The following is a 16,809-nucleotide window of genomic DNA, read 5'->3' on the forward strand; positions in this document are numbered from 1 at the left end:
GGGCTTTCTGCTGTCCGGGCAACGTTTTCCGCGTGCGGTGGGGGTGACCCCCGCGGCGCGGTGCCGGACGCGATGCCGCTAGACTACTGCCACGCCACCCGGCAGGGCGGCGAAGCAGGAAAAGTGCCTGGCCCCGTCGTCTAGCGGCCCAGGACGCCGCCCTCTCAAGGCGGTAGCGCCGGTTCGAATCCGGTCGGGGCTACGTCACCGAACGGCCCGTCTCGCTACGCGAGGCGGGCCGTTCGCATTCCCCGCCCCACCCCGTTGATCATGAAGTTAGCGGCAGTCTGGGAGATCAAAAATGCCGCCAACTTCATGATCAACGCGAGAGGGGGGTGGGGGTGGGTGGGTCAGAGGCCGGAGAGGCGCTGGCCGGCTCGGACGACGGCCATGGCGTGGCGTTCTCCGGGGCGGCGGCCGAGGCGCTCGATCGGGCCGGAGATGCTGATCGCGGCGATCACCCGGCCGGTGCGGTCCCGGATCGGCGCCGAGACGCTCGCCACACCCGCCTCCCGCTCCGCGACGCTCTGGGCCCAGCCGCGCCGCCGCACCTCGGCCAGCGTGCGGCCGGTGAACTTGGAGCGGGGGAGCAGCGGCATGACCGCCTCCGGCGGCTCCCAGGCGAGCAGGATCTGCGCCGCCGACCCGGCGGTCATCGGCAGCACCGAGCCGACCGGGACGGTGTCCCGCAGGCCGCTGGCACGCTCGGCGGCGGCCACGCAGATCCGCTCGTCGGCGCGCCGCAGGTAGAGCTGGGCGCTTTCGCCGGTGGCGTCCCGTAGCGCGGCGAGCAGTGGCTCGGCGGCGGTCAGGAGCACGTCCGGGGCCGCGTTCGCCAGCTCGCCCAGGCGTGGACCCGGGCGCCAGCGCCCCTGGGTGTCCCGGACGAGCATCCGGTGGATCTCCAGCGCCTGTGCCAGCCGGTGCGCGGTGGCCCGGGGCAGCTTGGTGCGTTCAACGAGTTCGGCCAGGCTGGCGCCGTCGACACAGGCGGCCAGGATGACCACCGCCTTGTCGAGAACGCCGACACCGCTCATACTGTGTCCCACAAGCCGAAATTTACCTCCCAGAATTTAGGATGTCCAGATGGTGGGAGTCACTCAACCGAGGACCCTGGCCGAGAAGGTCTGGGACGCACACGTGGTCCGCTCCGCCGACGGCGAGCCGGACCTGCTCTTCATCGACCTGCACCTGCTGCACGAGGTGACCAGCCCGCAGGCGTTCGACGGGCTGCGTCTGGCCGGGCGCGGGGTCCGCCGTACCGACCTGACGATCGCGACGGAGGACCACAACACCCCGACCGGGTACGACGACCCGGCGTTCCGCCTCCGGCGCGGCGACCTGCTCACGATCGCGGACCCCACCTCCCGCACCCAGATCGAGACGCTGCGTCGCAACTGTGCCGAGTTCGGCGTCCGCCTGCACGCGCTGGGCGACGAGAACCAGGGCATCGTGCATGTCATCGGCCCGCAGCTCGGCCTCACCCAGCCCGGCATGACGATCGTGTGCGGCGACTCGCACACCGCCACCCACGGCGCGTTCGGCGCGCTCGCGTTCGGCATCGGCACCAGTGAGGTCGAACACGTGCTGGCCACGCAGACGCTGCCGCAGGCCCGGCCGAAGACCATGGCCGTGAACGTGGTCGGCGAGCTGGCGCCCGGCGTCACCGCCAAGGACCTGGTGCTCGCGCTGATCGCGCAGGTCGGCACCGGCGGCGGTCGCGGTCACATCGTCGAGTACCGGGGCGAGGCGATCCGCGACCTCTCCATGGAGGGGCGGATGACCATCGCCAACATGTCCATCGAGTGGGGCGCCAAGGCCGGCATGATCGCGCCGGACGAGACCACGTTCGCGTACCTGAAGGGGCGGCCCAACGCGCCCCAGGGCGACGCCTGGGACGCGGCGCTGGAGTACTGGCGGACGCTGCCCACCGACGACGGCGCGACGTTCGACACCGAGGTCACGCTCGACGCGAGCCGGATCACGCCGTTCGTCACCTGGGGCACCAACCCCGGGCAGGGTGTGCCGCTGGGCGCGACGGTGCCGGCCCCGGAGGACTTCGTCACCGAGCCGGAGCGGGTCGCCGCCCGGCGCGCGCTGGAGTACATGGACCTCACCCCGGGCACGCCGATGCGTGACCTGGCCGTGGACGTGGTCTTCGTCGGCTCCTGCACCAACGGCCGCCTGGAGGACCTGCGTGCCGCCGCCGACGTGCTGCGCGGGCACCGCGTCGCCGACGGCGTACGCATGCTCGTGGTCCCCGGCTCGGCCGCGGTCCGCGAGGCGGCCGAGATCGAAGGGCTGGACAAGGTCTTCACCGAGGCCGGCGCCGAGTGGCGTTTCGCCGGCTGCTCCATGTGCCTGGGCATGAACCCGGACACGCTGAAGCCGGGTGAGCGTTCCGCCTCGACCTCCAACCGCAACTTCGAGGGCCGCCAGGGCCGGGGCGGGCGTACCCACCTGGTGTCCCCGCCGGTCGCCGCCGCCACCGCCGTGGTCGGCCGGCTGGCCGCCCCCGCCGACCTGTAGAAGGGCAGCCGAGAGATGGACAAGTTCACCACCCACACCGGCACCGCCGTGCCGCTGCGCCGATCCAACGTGGACACCGATCAGATCATCCCCGCCGTGTACCTCAAGCGGGTGACCCGGACCGGATTCGCCGACGGTCTGTTCAACGCGTGGCGGGAGGACCCGTCATTCGTCCTCAACGATCCCGTCCATTCGGGTGCGTCGATTCTGATCGCCGGCCCCGAGTTCGGCACCGGATCATCCCGGGAGCACGCCGTCTGGGCGCTGCGGGACTGGGGCTTCCGGGCCGTCATCTCGCCCCGCTTCGGCGACATCTTCCGCGGCAACGCGCTCAAGGAAGGCCTCCTTCCGGTCGAGCTGGAATTGAAAGCCGTGGAAGAACTGTGGGATCTCGTGGAATCCGAGCCGACCACGCCGATCACTGTCGACCTCGCCGCCCGCCAGGTCCACGCCGGTGACGCCACCTGGGCGTTCCCGCTGGACGACCACAGCCGCTGGCGGCTGATGGAGGGCTTGGACGACATTGGACTCACCCTCCGGCACGAGGCGGAGATCGCCTCGTACGAGGCGTCCCGGCCGTCGTTCCTGCCCTCGGTAGCCTGACTCCGGCCCGAATTCGCCCCCACCGGTGCGCCCGGTGGGGGCGAATCCGTTACGACACAAGGGCTTTTTTCCACCGAATGTTTGTGTCCAGGCAGCACAGGGCATAACGTGCGCGCAGAATGGCTCGCGTCGAGTCAGTTGCACAATCGGGAGGAAGTCGTGAACAAGGCCGAGCTCATCGAGGCGCTCGCCGTTCGCCTGGGGGACCGGAAGACGGCGACGGCCGCGCTCGACGCGGTTCTCGCTGAGGTCCAGGCGGCGGTCACCAAGGGCGAGAAGGTGGCGATCACCGGTTTCGGAGCGTTCGAGAAGCGCGTCCGGGGAGCCCGAACAGCGCGCAATCCGCGTACCGGCGAGGCGGTGAAGGTCAAGAAGACCTCCGTCCCGACGTTCCGGGCGGGCGCGGGCTTCAAGGAGATGGTGGCCAGCGGCAAGGTGCCGAAGGACACCGCCGCCGCGAAGAAGACCACCGGCGCCGCGAAGAAGACCACAGCGGCGAAGACCACCGCGGCCGCGAAGAAGACCACGGCGGCGAAGGCCACCAAGACCACCGCTACCAAGAAGGCCGCGCCGGCGAAGAAGGCCGCCGCGACCAAGACCACGGCGGCGAAGAAGACGACCGCGGCGAAGTCCACCGCGGCGAAGAAGACCACCACCGCCAAGAAGACGACCGCGGCGAAGTCCGCCACGGCCAAGAAGACCACGGCGGCCAAGAAGGCGCCCGCGAAGAAGGCACCGGCCAAGAAGGCCGCCACCCGGCGCTGACCGGACGGCCCACGAAAGGGCGCCCACCGTTGCCGGTGGGCGCCCTTTCGCATGGGTACGCCGTTGACCGCCCGCCGTCGCGCCCCGCAGAATCGCCGTGCCGAAAACCCCCGTCGGTCACGAGAAGAGGCGCCCGTGCGGCACCGTCACCTCTCCACCCTCACGCTCGCGCTCGGTATCGCGGTCCTGCTGGACGTGCTGCGGGTCTGGCTCCCGTCGGTCATCACCCTCTTCGGGCGGGCCGCCGAGACACCGGCCGAGCTGCTCGGCGCGTTCGCGCTCGGCTGGTTCCTGCTCGCCCTCGCCGCGCCTGCGCTCGTACGCCGCACCGGCGCCGCCCCGGTCGGACTCGTCGCCGCCGTTGTGCTGGCGGCGGCGCGGCTGGCGCTCACCGCGCAACCCGGTGGTCCGGCCCAGCTCTGGCTGGCCTGCGCCGGGCTGCTCGCCGGCCTGGTCTGGCTCGCCGCCACCGCCGCGTCCGTGCCCCGGCCGGTGGCCGGGCTGGCGCTGGGCATGGCCGGGAACGCGGTCGGGCACGCCCTGCTCGGCACCGAGGACCTGGTGTGGCGCGGCGGTGTGCTCGCCTGGAGCCTGAGTGCCCTGCTGGTGCCGGCGTTCCTGGCCGCCTCGGTGGCGGTACGGCGGGAGCGGGCGGACACGTCGGCGGCGGGGCCGTCCCCGACGGGCGCGGGCCACGGCACAACCGGGCGGCGTATCCGCGTTCCGGGACGCCGGGCCTGGCTGCTGTGCGGCCCGGCGCTGCTGCTGGCCGGTCAGGTGGCGCTCGCCCCGGCGCTCTGGAGCGCCGCCGCCGGCACCGGATCGCCTGACTTCCCCGGGCTCGCCCGCCCCGGCAGCGGTGCCCTGCCGGGCGCGCTCGCGGTGCTGCTGTTCCTCGCGGCGGCGTTGTTCCGGGCACCGGCGCGCGTGGCGCGGGTGCTGTGGCCACTGGTGTTGCTCGCCGGGTCGGTGCTGTTCGTGACCGGGCATCTCGTTCCGGCGTACCTGCTCACCGCCGCCGGTCTCGGCGGCTGCCTGGCCCTCACCGACACGACCGGCGACGGGCCCGCGGCCGCCGACGACGCGGCCGGGCGGGGCGACGACGGACGGGCGGGGGCGCGACGCGGGCGGGCGGCGGCGCTCGGGATGCTGGTGTTCGCGGTGGCCACGGTGGCCTACTACGCCGCCTACGACCTGGGGTACCCCAACGGCTGGGCGCCGGTCGCCACGGCCGTCCTGGTGGCTCTGGTGGCGGCTACCGCGCCTGTCCGGGCCACCCCGGCATCGTCCGGCGCGGCCTCACCCGGCCCGGTGCTGCCCACCACGGTCCGGGTCACGGTCCTGGCCGGCCTGACCGCACTGGCCGCGCTGGGCGCCGCGCTGCACGTACCGCCCGCACAGGCCCGGGCCACGGCCACGCCGGCGGCGGTACGGGTGGCCGCGTACAACATCCGGATGGGGTTCGGCCTGGACGGCCGGCTGGACCTCGACGCGCTGGCCCGGGAGCTGCGCGGCGCGGACATCGTGCTGCTCAGCGAGGTGGACCGGGGCTGGTGGCTCAACGGCGGCCACGACACGCTGGCGTTGCTGGCCCGGCGGCTGGAGATGCCGTACGTCTTCGCGCCCGCCGCCGACCCGGTCTGGGGCGACGCGGTGCTCAGCCGGTTCCCGGCGCGCTCCGGGCAGACGCGGCGGCTGACCGCGCACGGCGCGCCGACCGGTGCGCAGGCCCTCGGCGTCACGCTCGACCTCGGTGGTCGCGAGCTGGCAGTGGTGGCCACGCACCTGCAACCGCCGCCCGGCCGGGATCCGGTGGAGCAGGCCCGCGAGGTGGCCGCGTTCGCCGGCCGGTACGCCGCCGGCCGTCCGCTGGTGCTCGGTGGCGACCTGAACACCGAGCCGGCCGACCCGGCGTTCGCCGAGTTCACCGGCGCCGGGCTGGTGGACGCGCTGGCCCCGGCCCGGCCGTTGCGGACCAGCCCGGCCGACGACCCGCGCACCCAGATCGACCACGTCTTCGTCTCCCCGGGCCTGACCGCCACCGAGGTACGCGCGCCGCGTACCGAGGCCAGCGACCACCTCCCGGTGACGCTCACCGTCACGCTGCCCTGAGCCGCCTCACAGCCGGTCCGGGAGGACCAGCCGGTCACCGGCGAACGGCAGCAGCCAGCCACCGCCCTTGGCGGTGGTGAAGTCCTCGTCCACGCGGCCGGTGAGCCGTTCCAGCGCGCCCGGGATCACCTTGCCCTGGCTGCACACCGCCACCGTCCCGGCGGCCTGCGCCAGCGCGACCAGGCGGGCCGCGGCGGCGAGCGCGCACTCCTCGGCCTGCTGGCCCGGCTCCGGCTCGTCGAAGTCGCCGCACACCTCGATCGGCAGGTCCAGCCGGGCCGCGGCCGGACTCAGCGTCTGCACGCAGCGGCGCGCCGAGGCGGAGCACAGGCGGGCCGGGCGGACCAGGGCCACGAGCGGAACCAGCGCCAGCGCCTGGGCCTGCCCGTCGTCGTCCAGCGGGCGCCCGTGGTCCGGGCCGGTCCAGGTGCCGCGCTTGCCGGCGCTGGCGTGCCGCACCAGCAGCACGGTCGCGGTGACCGGCGGCAGCGCCGCGAACGCGGCGATCACCTCGGCGTCGTGCGGGTAGCTGACCCGGCGTACCGCGTCGTCGACCGGGAACCAGGCCACGTCGTCGACCTCGGTGCCGGGCTGGAAGCCGCCGGCGCCGGCCGCCCGCATCGACCAGTAGTCGACCGCCTTGGCGTGACCCTCGCTGCGGTAGCGGACGGTGGGCAGGCGCACCTGCGGCACCGCGCGTACGTCGGTCTCCTCGGCGACCTCACGGACGGCGGCGACCAGCGGATGCTCACCGCGGTCCAGCTTGCCCTTCGGCAACGACCAGTCGCCGTACCGGGGGCGGTGCACGAGGCAGACCTCGACGCCGGCCGGGCCCGGGCGCCACACCACGCCGCCCGCGGCCCGGATCCGTACCGGCTCGTCGTCGCTCACCCGCTCACCGTATGCCCGCCCGGCACGCGCCACGGCCCGCTCAGTCCGCCCGGCCGCCGACCCGGCGCAGCAACAGGTCCTGCAGGTGGGTCAGCGGCGTGTCGCCGTCGCCGGTACGCCGGTGCCAGGTGCCGTCGGCGGCCAGCTCGAACGCGTCCACGTCGGGGTCGAACGCGGCGGTGAGGACGTGGTCCAGCTCGGCGCGGGCCACCGGATCGCTCACCTGCACCAGCGCCTCGACCCGGCGGTCCAGGTTGCGGTGCATCAGGTCGGCCGAGCCCATCCAGAACTCGGCGTCGCCGTTGTTGCCGAACCGGAAGATCCGGGAGTGCTCCAGGAACCGGCCGAGAATCGAGCGGACCCGGATGTTCTCCGACAGCCCCGGCACGCCCGGCCGCAGCGTGCACATGCCCCGGATCAGCAGGTCCACGTGCACGCCGGCCCGCGACGCCCGGTAGAGCGCGTCGGTGATCTCCTCGTCCACCAGGGAGTTCACCTTGAACTGCACCAGCCCCGGCATGCCCAGCCGGACGTGCTCGATCTCCCTGTCGATGCGCTCGATCAGGCCGCTGCGGATGCCCTGCGGCGCCACCAGCAGCCGCCGGTACGCGGTCTGCCGGCTGTAGCCGGTGAGCACGTTGAACAGGTCGGTCAGGTCGGCGCCGATCTCCGGGTCGGCGGTGAGCATGCCGAAGTCCTCGTAGAGCCTTGCCGTCTTCGGGTGGTAGTTGCCGGTGCCGATGTGGCAGTACCGGCGGATCTGGTTGCCCTCCTGGCGTACCACGAGCGCGGTCTTGCAGTGCGTCTTGAGGCCCACCAGGCCGTACACCACGTGGCAGCCGGCCCGTTCCAGCGTGCGCGCCCAGCCGATGTTCGCCACCTCGTCGAAGCGCGCCTTCAGCTCCACCAGCACCACCACCTGCTTGCCGGCGGCGGCCGCGTCGACCAGCGCGTCCACGATCGGGGAGTCGCCGCTGGTGCGGTAGAGCGTCTGCTTGATGGCGAGCACGTTCGGGTCGGCCGCGGCCTGCTCGACGAAGCGCTGCACGCTGGTGGCGAACGAGTGGTACGGGTGGTGCACCAGCACGTCGCCGTCGCGCAGCGTGGCGAAGACGCTGCGCGGCACCTCGCCCTCGGCCAGGCGCGGATGGGTGGCCGGCACGAACGACGGGTCCTTCAGGTCGGGCCGGTCCGCCTCGCCGTAGACCTGCCACAGCGCGGACAGGTCGAGCAGCCCGCGTACCCGCAGCACGTCGTGGTCGTCCATGTCCAGCTCGCGGACGAGCAGCTCCAGCATGTGGTCGGAGATGGACGCGGCCACCTCCAGGCGTACCGGCGGACCGAACCGGCGCCGGGCCAGTTCCCGTTCCAGCGCCTGGAGCAGGTCCTCGTCGCGGTCCTCGTCCACCTCGACCTCGGCGTTGCGGGTCACCCGGAACAGGTGGCACTCGACCACCTGCATGCCGGAGAAGAGCTGGCCGAGGTGCACCGAGATGAGGTCCTCCACCGGCAGGAACCGCACGCCCGGCTGCTCCCGGTGGACCCGGACGAACCGGGGCACGTTGTTCGGCACCTTGACCCGGGCGAACAGCTCCGAGCCGCCGTCCGGGTCGCGTACCGAGACGGCCAGGTTCAGCGACCGGCCGGAGATGTACGGGAACGGGTGCGCCGGGTCGACCGCCAGCGGGGTGAGCACCGGGAAGATGTGCTCCCGGAACCAGGTGCGCAGCCGCTCCCGCTCGGCGTCGTCCAGGTCGCTCCAGCGCAGGATGCGGATGTCCTCGGCGGCGAGCTTCGGCAGCACGTCGTCGACCAGGCAGGCGGCGTGCCGGGCGACCAGGCCGGCGGCCTTCTCGGTGACGAGTTCGAGCTGGGTGCGCAGCGGCAGCCGGTCGCCACCGCGTACCGGCAGGCCGGCGGAGAGGCGGCGCTTCAACCCGGCCACCCGGACCATGTAGAACTCGTCCAGGTTGCTGGCGAAGATGGCCAGGAACTTCGCCCGTTCCAGCAGCGGGGTGCGCGGGTCCTCGGCGAGCGCCAGCACCCGGGCGTTGAAGTCGAGCCAGGACAGCTCCCGGTTGAGGAAGCGGTCCTCCGGCAGCGGCTGCGCCGGTGGCGACCCGGCGTCCGGGCCGGTCTCGTCCGGGCCCTCGACCGGGTCGAGCGGCTCGTCCAGCCCGGTGGCGCCGGCCGCGTCCGGGTCGGCGCCGAGGCGCTCCTCCGGGGGCCGGGGCTGGCGGAACCGCCCGTCCGGGCCGCGGCTGGGGCGGCCGTTGCGGGGCGGGCCGGGGTCGAGGATCGGCGGCGGGCCGTCGGGGTGCTCGCGAGGGGTGCTCACCACCTCATGATTCCCCGATAAGGGTGAACGGAAAATGAACTCCGGCCAGGTTGTTCACGCCATGGCCGGCAAGGTCACCCGGACGACCTCGCCGTCGGCGTCCCGCTCGATCCGGACACGCTGCCCCAATCGGAGCAGCCGCAGCCCGGAGGCGTCGAACGCGCGGGCCGGGAACGCCAGCTCGGTGCCGTCGTCGAGCAGCAGCACGCCGCTGCGGGTCGACGCGTCGTAGGTGGCCACCGTGCCCTGCATGCCAGCACCGTACCGGACTTCGGCCCCGGCCAGCAGCGCCGCCGTGCGTGGCCCCAGACCCAGCCCGGCGGCGGCGGCCAGGTCCGCCGGGGTGTCCACGTCCCGGCGCAGGCTGGGCCAGTCACCGGCCAGCGGCAGCGCCCCGCTCGCCGCGTGGGCGGCGGCCGAGCCGGGCCCGAACCGCGGCGCCAGCGGCACCCCGGCCGGCGCGGCCAGCAGCACGGTGCCACCGCCGGGTGCGTCCGCGACGTACCCGCGTACCCCCTGGGTGGCATGCAGCGCGGCGGCCAGCTCGGCCGGTCGCAGCGCGGGCAGGTCGGCGGTCAGGCCGGCCACGGCGGCGCGCGGCCCGGCGACGGCCGCGCCGTGCCGGAACGCCGCGTTCAGCCCGGCGCCCGGATCGGCGGCGACCCGGGCGCCCGCCGCGTCCGCCGCCGCGCGCACCCGCGCGTCGTCGGTCACCACGAGCACCCCGGCGACCGCCGGGCACGCCCGCGCCGCGCGCAGCGTGTCGGCCGCCAGGGCCAGCGCCAGCTCCTCATGGGGTACGCCGGACAGCGCGCCCCGCAGCCGGCTCTTCGCCGCTTGCAGGCGCTTCACCGGCATCACCACGGTCCAGCGGGCCTCAGACACGCCGACCATCCTGCCAGCGGGAGCGCCGGTACCCGCACTGGCCGCAGCGGGGGCGAACAGGCATGATTCTGTGCCGGGGCGCGTGGGCGGATCGAGGAGGCACTGTGGCACGGCGGAGGCTGGGGTTCTGGCGACGGCTCGCCGTGGTGCTGGTGAAGCCGCTGATGACGGTCTGGACCCGGCGCACCTGGCGGGGCATGGAGCACCTGCGCGGCGACGGCGGCGTGATCCTCGTGCCGAACCACATCTCGCACGCCGACCCGCTCGTGGTCGCCCACTACATCTACGACGCCGGGCGCTGGCCGCGTTTCCTCGGCAAGGCCAGCGTGTTCCGGGTGCCGGTGGTCGGCGCGATCCTGCACCGCTGCCAGCAGATCCCTGTCGAACGGGGCACCGTCGAGGCGGTCAAGTCGCTGGACAAGCTGGTCGCCGCGCTGGCCGAGGGGGGCGCCGTGGTGATCTACCCGGAGGGCACCACCACCCGGGAGCCGGACCTGTGGCCGATGAAGGGCAAGACCGGCGCGGCCCGGCTGGCGCTCGCGACCGGCGCCCCGGTGGTCCCGATCGCCATGGTCGGCCCGGAGCGGATGTTCGACCCGCGTACGGCGCGGTTCGGGCTGCGCCCGCGTACCCCGGTGACGGTGGTCGCCGGCCCGCCGGTGGACCTGAGCCCCTGGGCCGGCGCCACGCCGACCCGGCCGATCCTGGAGGAGATGACGGACACCATCATGCTGCGCATCCGGGATCTGGTCGCGGAGATCCGTGGCGGCACACCACCGCCGCTCTGGCAGCGGCCCGCCCGCACCGGCATCCGGGAGGCCGGCGAATGAGCGGGCACGTGGCGGTGCTGGGCGCCGGGTCCTGGGGGACCGCGTTCGCCAAGATCCTCGCCGACGCCGGGCGGGACGTCACAGTGCTGGCCCGCCGCGCCGCCGTGGCCGAGGCGATCCGGACCGGCCGGGAGAACCCGGAGTACCTGCCGGGCGTGCGCCTGCCGGAGCGGGTGACCGCCACCGGCGACGCCGCCGAGGCGATCGAGGGCGCCGAGGTGGTGGTGCTCTCGGTGCCGTCGCAGACGCTGCGCGGCAACCTCGCAGACTGGACGCCGTACGTGGCGCCGGACGCCACGCTCGTGTCGCTGATGAAGGGCATCGAGCTGGGCACCACCAAGCGGATGAGCCAGGTGATCATGGAGACCGCCGGGGTGCCCGCCGACCGGGTGGTGGTCGTCTCCGGGCCCAACCTGGCCCCGGAGATCGCCGCCGAGCAGCCGGCCGCGACGGTGGTCGCCGGCACCGACAGCCGGCGTACCGCGCTGGTGCAGGCGTCCATCCGGACCCCGTACTTCCGCCCGTACACGAACGACGACGTGATCGGCTGCGAGCTGGGCGGCGCGGTGAAGAACGTGATCGCGCTGGCGTACGGCATCGCCACCGCGATGGGCTTCGGCGACAACACCCGGGCCATGCTGATGACCCGGGGGCTGGCCGAGACCGCCCGGCTGGGCGTGGCGCTCGGCGCCGACCCGATCACGTTCGCCGGGCTGGCCGGCATGGGCGACCTGGTCGCCTCCTGCTCGTCCCCGATGGCCCGTAACCGCACCTTCGGCGAGCACCTCGGCCGGGGGGAGTCGCTGGAGCAGGCCCAGGCGGCCACCCGGCAGACCGCCGAGGGCGTCAAGAGCTGCCTGGCCATCCGCGACCTGGCCCGCGCGCACGGGGTCGAGATGCCGATCACCGAGCAGATCGAGCGGATCTGCCACGAGGGGATGGACCCGCGCCTCGCGGTGGACGCGCTGATGAGCCGGACCGCCAAGCCGGAGTCGTACGAGTGAGCGGAGCCGGGATGAGTGGCGAGAACTGGGGCGACGGCACGCGCAGCGTCCACGCCGGACTGCCGGAGGCGGTACCCGGGCAGCCGTTCCTGCCCGGCCCGGTCTTCGCCGCGCCGTACCACCTCGACCCGGAGCGCGGCCCGTCGGCGGCGGCGGACGGGTACGGGCGGCCGGACAACCCGACCCGGCGACTGCTGGAGACGGCGATCGGCGAGCTGGAGGGCGCCGACTGCCGCGTCTTCGCCAGCGGCCAGGCCGCCATCACCGGGCTGCTGCTGACGGTGCTGCGACCCGGCGACACCGTGCTGCTGCCCGCCGACGGCTACTACTCGGTGCGCTCGTTCGCCTCGGGCACGCTGGAACAGCTCGGCGTACGCGTGGTGCTGGTGCCGACGGCCGGGCCGTACCCGTCGTTCGACGGCGTGCGGCTGGTGCTGCTGGAGACCCCGGCGAACCCTGGCCTGGACGTCGTCGACGTGCGGGCGGTGGCCGCCGCCGCGCACGCCGCCGGGGCGCTGGTGGCGGTGGACAACACCACCGCGACGCCGCTCGGGCAGCGCCCGCTGGACCTCGGCGCGGACGTGGTGGTCGCCTCCGGCACCAAGGCGCTGACCGGCCACTCGGATCTGCTGCTGGGCTATCTGGCCACCCGCGACGCCGGGCTGCGGGACGCGGCGACCACCTGGCGCAACGCCACCGGTGGGGTGCCCGGCGCGTTCGACTGCTGGCTGGCCCACCGCTCGCTGGCCACGCTGGACCTGCGGCTGGCCCGGCAGACCGCCAATGCGCGGGCGCTGGCCGACCTGCTCGCGGCCCGGCCGGACGTGACCGGGGTGCGCTGGCCCGGACGGCCGGACGACCCGGCGTACCCGGTCGCGTCGGCACAGATGCGCCGCGTGCCGGGCGTGGTCTCGTTCGACCTGGGCGACGAGGGCCGGGTGGCCCGGTTCCTCGGCGCCTCCCGGCTGGTGGCCGCCGCCACCTCGTTCGGCGGGCTGCACAGCACCGCCGACCGGCGCGCCCAGTGGGGCGACGCCACGCCGCCCGGCTTCGTGCGGTTCTCCTGCGGCATCGAGGACACCGCCGATCTGCTCGCCGACGTGGCGGCTGCGCTGGACGCGGCGGGCTGACGGCGCGACGTCCGCTGGGCTATCGTGACGGGCAGCCACGGCCCGTGCGGCCCCGACCCGAGGAGGTGAGTCCGATCCCCCAGCAGAGGACCGGCGTTCCCTCCGAGTCCGCGTCGCCCAGGAGCTGAGGCGACGCCGGGAGCGCCGACGAGCGCTTCCCGAAAGGCCTGCCATGGCATCCACCGTGTTCACTCCCGACCGTCCGGCCCTCGTCCGCCGGCTGCGCGCCGCCGGTTGCGTCTTCGCCGAGGACGAGGCGGACCTGCTGATCGCCGCCGCCGACTCGGCGCAGGCGTTGACCCGGCTGGTCGACCGTCGCGTCGCCGGCCTGCCGCTGGAACATCTGCTCGGCTGGGCCGAGTTCTGCGGTCGGCGGATCGCCGTCCACCCGGGTGTGTTCGTGCCGCGCGGCCGGACCGCCCTGCTCGTCGACGCTGCGACGGCGCTGGCCGGGCCGGCCCCCGCGGTGCTCGACCTGTGCTGCGGCTCCGGCGCCGCCGCCGTGGTGCTGCACGAGCGGCTGACGCCGCGCTGGCTGGCCGCCGCCGACATCGACCCGGTGGCGGTGGCCTGCGCCCGGCGCAACCTCGAACCACTGGGCGTCCCGGTCTACGAGGGCGACCTGTTCGACGCGCTGCCGGCCGGCCGGCGCGGGACGCTGGACCTGGTGGTGGCGAACGCGCCGTACGTGCCGACCGCCGCGGTGACCTCGCTGCCGGCCGAGGCGCGCCTGTACGAGGCGCCGGTGGCGCTGGACGGCGGCACGGACGGTCTGGCCGTGCTGCGCCGGGTCGCCTCCGGCGCGGCCGAGTGGCTCGCCCCGGGCGGGCATGTGGTGGTCGAGGTGAGCGTCGCGCAGGCCCCGGAGTTGTGCGCCGTGTTCACCGCCGCCGGGCTGGAGCCGGCGGTGGTCCGCGACGAGGAACGCGAGGCGACAGCGGTGACCGCCCGCCGTCCCGGCTGACCGCGGCGGGGGAGTCCCGGCTGATCGCGGTGGGGGAGTCCCGCCGGGGGCGTGGCGGGTGGGCCGGACGGGAACTAGCCTCGGGTCAGGCGCGGCGGGAGGCGGTGGCGGTGGGCAGCGCAGGTGTGCCGGTGGTGGTGGGGCTGGACAACGGGGGCACGAGCGACAACGCCACTGTGCTGACCGTCGACGGCCGGTTCCTGGTGGACGGGCTGCTGGAGATCCCGAGTGACGTGGGCGCCGGGCCGGAGGCGGCGGTGGAGGCGCTGGCGCGGGCGTTCGACGGCGTGCTCGCCCACACCGGCGTGCCCCGTGACCTGGTACGCGCGGTCGGGCTGGACACGCCCGGCCCGGCCAGCGCCACCGGGGTCATCTCCTCGCGGGGCTCCACCAACTTCTCCCAGCCGGCCTGGCGCGGCTTCGACGTGCGTACCGCGCTGGAGCGGCGGCTCGGCCTGCCGGTGGTGTACGCCAACGACGGCAACGCCGCCGCGCTCTACGCCCACCACGTGCACTTCGGCGCGGACGCGATGGCCCGGTCCTCGGTGGCCGCGATCGTCGGCACCGGGCTCGGCGGGGGTGTGGTGGAGTCCGGGCGGGTGGTCGGCGGCGCGGCCGGCATGGCCGGCGAGTTCGGGCACGTGCACATCCCGCTGGACGGCCTGGTCGAGCCGGACCAGGCGGCGCCGGTCTGCGCGTGCGGCTTCACCGGTGACGCGGAGAGCGTCGCCTCGCTGACCGCGATCCGGCGCAACCTGCTGCCGTACTGGCTGGCCCGGCATCCGGAGCATCCGCTGGCCGCGGAGGAGCCGGACCGGGCCGCGAAGCTGCTGCGCGGCTACGGCGAGCGGGGCGACCCGCTGGCCCGCCAGGTTTTCGGCCAGCAGGCGCGGGCGCTGGGGCGGCTGTTCACCATCGCGGCCAACTTCACCGACCCGCACGCGTACTTCGTCGGCGGGGGCGTGGTGGAGGCGGCGCCGGAGTTCCGGGACTGGTTCCTCGCCGCTGTCGCCGAGCACACGGTGCTCCGTGCGGAGCAGCGGGCGGTGGCCACCTTCGCCCTGGTGCCGGACCGGGACATGGCCGGGGCGCGTGGGGTGGCCATCGCCGCGCTGGAGGCGGTGCGCGCCGCCGCCGTGGCCGCGCCGCTGCGGCCGGGCGGCGCGTCCGCCTGAGGAGCCGCGGTCAGGGGCGCGGCGGCGCCGCGGTGAACGCGGCCCAGGCGTGCGGCCGGAACACCAGCACCGGGCCGGCCGGGTCCTTGGAGTCGCGGACCGCCACCGAGCCGGGCAGCGGCGCCATCTCCACGCATGCGCCCTCGTCGCCGCTGTGACTGCTCTTGCGCCAGCCGGCCGGTGTCGGGTGCGGACGGTTCGTGCCGTTCATCTGGGTCACCTCTCGTTCAGCAGGCGGAGCAGCTGGTCCCGACTGGCCGCCGGGCTCAGCGCCACGGTCCGCAGGTGCTCCATGATCTTGGTGCAGGTACGCAGGTCGCCCGGCCGGTCGAGGATCATCTGCCCGGCGACGGTCTCCACCGAGGCGATGATCGGGTCCTCCGGGTCGGCGAACTCCAGCATGTGCAGCGAGCCCCGGGTGCCGCGGTGGTAACCGGCGGCCAGGGGGATCACCTGCACCGTGATGTTCGGCAGTTCGGCCATCTTCACCAGGTGCTGGAGCTGGGCGGACATGACCGAGGGCCCACCGACCGGGCGCAGCAGCGCGCCCTCGTCGATGATGGCGTCGAGGATCGGCGGCTCGTCCCCGGAGAGCCGCTGCTGGCGGTCCAGCCGTAGCTGCACCCGCTGCTCGACCTGCTCGTCGCTGAGGGTGTGCGGGCCGCCGCGCATCACGCCGCGGATGTAGTCGGCGGTCTGCAGCAGACCGGGCACCACCGACGGCTCGAAGTTCGCGATGCCGGTGGCCTCGGCCTCCAGCGCGATGAAGTCGATGGTGCGGCGGTCCAGCAGGTACGAGTAGGACACCCACCAGCCGGGCTTGCGGGCGTCCTTCGCGAGCTCCACGGCCGCGGCGATCTCGTCCGGGCCCACGCCGTAGCTGGTCAGCAACGCGCGCACGGTGGCGGGACTGATCAGCGTCTGCGCGTTCTCGTAGCGGGACAGCGTGCTCCGGGTGCTGTTGATCTCGTCGGCCGCGGACTCCAGGGTGAGGCCGGCGGCCTCCCGGTGGGTCCGCAGTGCGATGCCGAGCCGTCGGGCCCGGGCGGTCTTCGGCGCCATGCATCGATGGTCGCACATCTGGTGGGAAAATGTGCGTGAGAGAAAGTCGATGAGAGTTGCATTCACGCCCGTGAACCTGTCAATCTGTGACGGCGTCCTCACCGCCGGTTGTCGTGGCGACGGTGGCGGTGAGCGACCGGAGGGGATGGGGCGCGCGGTGGTCGGATTTCTACTCCCCCACGATCCGGCCGCCGCGTGCCCCTGCCGGTCCACGAGATGGGGAGGGGTTCCGCGATGACGGTGACGGCCTGCCGCCTGCGGAGCGGAGGTGGCCGGGAATGACCCGGTTCCTCGTGGTCCTCACCGACGTGCGACCCCCGGACGGCGCCGGGCGCGACGAGCGGACCAGCCCCGAACGCCGACGGCAGGTCGTCGGCGCGAGCAGCCGGGAGGCGGCCGACCGGATCGCCGGCGCGTTCATGGCGCTGGGCATGGTGCGGGCCGGCCGGCAGCGCGTCAAGGTGATCGCGGTCGGCCGCCGGCCCCGGCACCCGGTCTTCTGAGCCACGGCCACCCTCGTA

The 16,809-nt window shown here is 74.3% G+C and carries 15 protein-coding genes, 1 tRNA gene and 1 pseudogene; 11 read left to right on the top strand and 6 right to left on the bottom strand.

The features are described from left to right. The first annotated feature begins 129 nt into the window (after nucleotides 1-129). Nucleotides 130-202, top strand: a tRNA-Glu gene (locus PVK74_RS27835). Between the two features lie 148 nt (nucleotides 203-350). On the opposite strand, the gene PVK74_RS27840 is transcribed toward PVK74_RS27835, so the two are convergent. After that, nucleotides 351-1,037, bottom strand: a complete 687-nt coding sequence (locus PVK74_RS27840; RefSeq protein ID WP_013284529.1) for an IclR family transcriptional regulator — start codon at nucleotides 1,035-1,037, stop codon at nucleotides 351-353. A 49-nt stretch (nucleotides 1,038-1,086) separates the two neighbouring features. Between PVK74_RS27840 and leuC the strand changes: the two genes are divergently transcribed. The 4 genes from leuC (at nucleotide 1,087) to PVK74_RS27860 (ending at nucleotide 6,009) form a co-directional block, all read left to right on the top strand. Next, nucleotides 1,087-2,529 carry a 3-isopropylmalate dehydratase large subunit gene (gene leuC, locus PVK74_RS27845; protein WP_043325966.1) on the top strand — a complete coding sequence of 481 codons (1,443 nt, stop codon included), beginning with the start codon at nucleotides 1,087-1,089 and terminating at the stop codon, nucleotides 2,527-2,529. A 15-nt stretch (nucleotides 2,530-2,544) separates the two neighbouring features. Beyond that, entirely contained in the window at nucleotides 2,545-3,132 is a 588-nt protein-coding gene (leuD, locus tag PVK74_RS27850; RefSeq protein WP_043325965.1) for a 3-isopropylmalate dehydratase small subunit, read from the top strand. Between the two features lie 159 nt (nucleotides 3,133-3,291). Continuing rightward, the gene (locus PVK74_RS27855) at nucleotides 3,292-3,897 is read left to right on the top strand and encodes an HU family DNA-binding protein (RefSeq protein ID WP_030270029.1); all 606 of its coding nucleotides are present in this window, start codon (nucleotides 3,292-3,294) and stop codon (nucleotides 3,895-3,897) included. 135 nt (nucleotides 3,898-4,032) lie between these two features. Further along, the gene (locus tag PVK74_RS27860) at nucleotides 4,033-6,009 is read left to right on the top strand and encodes an endonuclease/exonuclease/phosphatase family protein (RefSeq protein WP_274477577.1); all 1,977 of its coding nucleotides are present in this window, start codon (nucleotides 4,033-4,035) and stop codon (nucleotides 6,007-6,009) included. A gap of 6 nt (nucleotides 6,010-6,015) precedes the next feature. Here PVK74_RS27860 and PVK74_RS27865 read toward each other — a convergent pair whose 3' ends face one another. The 3 genes and pseudogenes from PVK74_RS27865 to cofC all read right to left on the bottom strand — a co-directional run. Then, on the bottom strand, nucleotides 6,016-6,933 hold the full coding sequence (locus PVK74_RS27865; RefSeq protein WP_064447016.1) for an NUDIX hydrolase: 918 nt from the start codon (nucleotides 6,931-6,933) through the stop codon (nucleotides 6,016-6,018). 7 nt (nucleotides 6,934-6,940) lie between these two features. After that, nucleotides 6,941-9,238 (bottom strand): RNA degradosome polyphosphate kinase, encoded by a 2,298-nt coding sequence (locus PVK74_RS27870; protein ID WP_369799305.1) that lies wholly within the window; start codon nucleotides 9,236-9,238, stop codon nucleotides 6,941-6,943. A 273-nt stretch (nucleotides 9,239-9,511) separates the two neighbouring features. Continuing rightward, nucleotides 9,512-10,132 (bottom strand): annotated as a pseudogene (gene cofC / locus PVK74_RS27880) (2-phospho-L-lactate guanylyltransferase); the annotation flags it as partial. A 95-nt stretch (nucleotides 10,133-10,227) separates the two neighbouring features. On the opposite strand from cofC, the gene PVK74_RS27885 reads away from it, so the two are divergent. The 5 genes from PVK74_RS27885 (at nucleotide 10,228) to PVK74_RS27905 (ending at nucleotide 15,226) form a co-directional block, all read left to right on the top strand. Continuing rightward, entirely contained in the window at nucleotides 10,228-10,953 is a 726-nt protein-coding gene (locus tag PVK74_RS27885; protein WP_043325959.1) for a lysophospholipid acyltransferase family protein, read from the top strand. Then, a complete protein-coding gene (locus PVK74_RS27890; RefSeq protein ID WP_030500847.1) occupies nucleotides 10,950-11,957 on the top strand; it encodes an NAD(P)H-dependent glycerol-3-phosphate dehydrogenase in 1,008 nt (335 codons plus the stop codon). Before PVK74_RS27885 ends, PVK74_RS27890 begins: the two co-directional genes overlap by 4 nt. Nucleotides 11,958-11,968: 11 nt before the next feature. Continuing rightward, entirely contained in the window at nucleotides 11,969-13,087 is a 1,119-nt protein-coding gene (locus PVK74_RS27895; RefSeq protein WP_064447017.1) for a cystathionine gamma-lyase, read from the top strand. Nucleotides 13,088-13,259: 172 nt separating this feature from the next. After that, on the top strand, nucleotides 13,260-14,051 hold the full coding sequence (locus PVK74_RS27900) for a putative protein N(5)-glutamine methyltransferase (protein WP_274477578.1): 792 nt from the start codon (nucleotides 13,260-13,262) through the stop codon (nucleotides 14,049-14,051). 110 nt (nucleotides 14,052-14,161) lie between these two features. Next, complete coding sequence (locus PVK74_RS27905) at nucleotides 14,162-15,226, top strand: ROK family protein (RefSeq protein ID WP_043330564.1); 1,065 nt, start codon at nucleotides 14,162-14,164, stop codon at nucleotides 15,224-15,226. 10 nt (nucleotides 15,227-15,236) lie between these two features. Here the strand turns inward: PVK74_RS27905 and PVK74_RS27910 are convergent, their stop codons facing one another. Together PVK74_RS27910 and PVK74_RS27915 are read right to left on the bottom strand one after the other, a co-directional pair. Then, on the bottom strand, nucleotides 15,237-15,437 hold the full coding sequence (locus PVK74_RS27910) for a DUF397 domain-containing protein (RefSeq protein ID WP_064447251.1): 201 nt from the start codon (nucleotides 15,435-15,437) through the stop codon (nucleotides 15,237-15,239). 5 nt (nucleotides 15,438-15,442) lie between these two features. Continuing rightward, nucleotides 15,443-16,288, bottom strand: coding sequence for a helix-turn-helix domain-containing protein (locus tag PVK74_RS27915; RefSeq protein ID WP_043325956.1), 846 nt, complete (start codon nucleotides 16,286-16,288; stop codon nucleotides 15,443-15,445). 278 nt (nucleotides 16,289-16,566) lie between these two features. On the opposite strand from PVK74_RS27915, the gene PVK74_RS27920 reads away from it, so the two are divergent. After that, entirely contained in the window at nucleotides 16,567-16,791 is a 225-nt protein-coding gene (locus tag PVK74_RS27920) for a hypothetical protein (RefSeq protein ID WP_064447019.1), read from the top strand. The last annotated feature ends 18 nt before the right edge of the window (nucleotides 16,792-16,809 follow it).

The organism is Micromonospora chalcea, assembly GCF_028768405.1.
Lineage (GTDB): Bacteria > Actinomycetota > Actinomycetes > Mycobacteriales > Micromonosporaceae > Micromonospora > Micromonospora chalcea.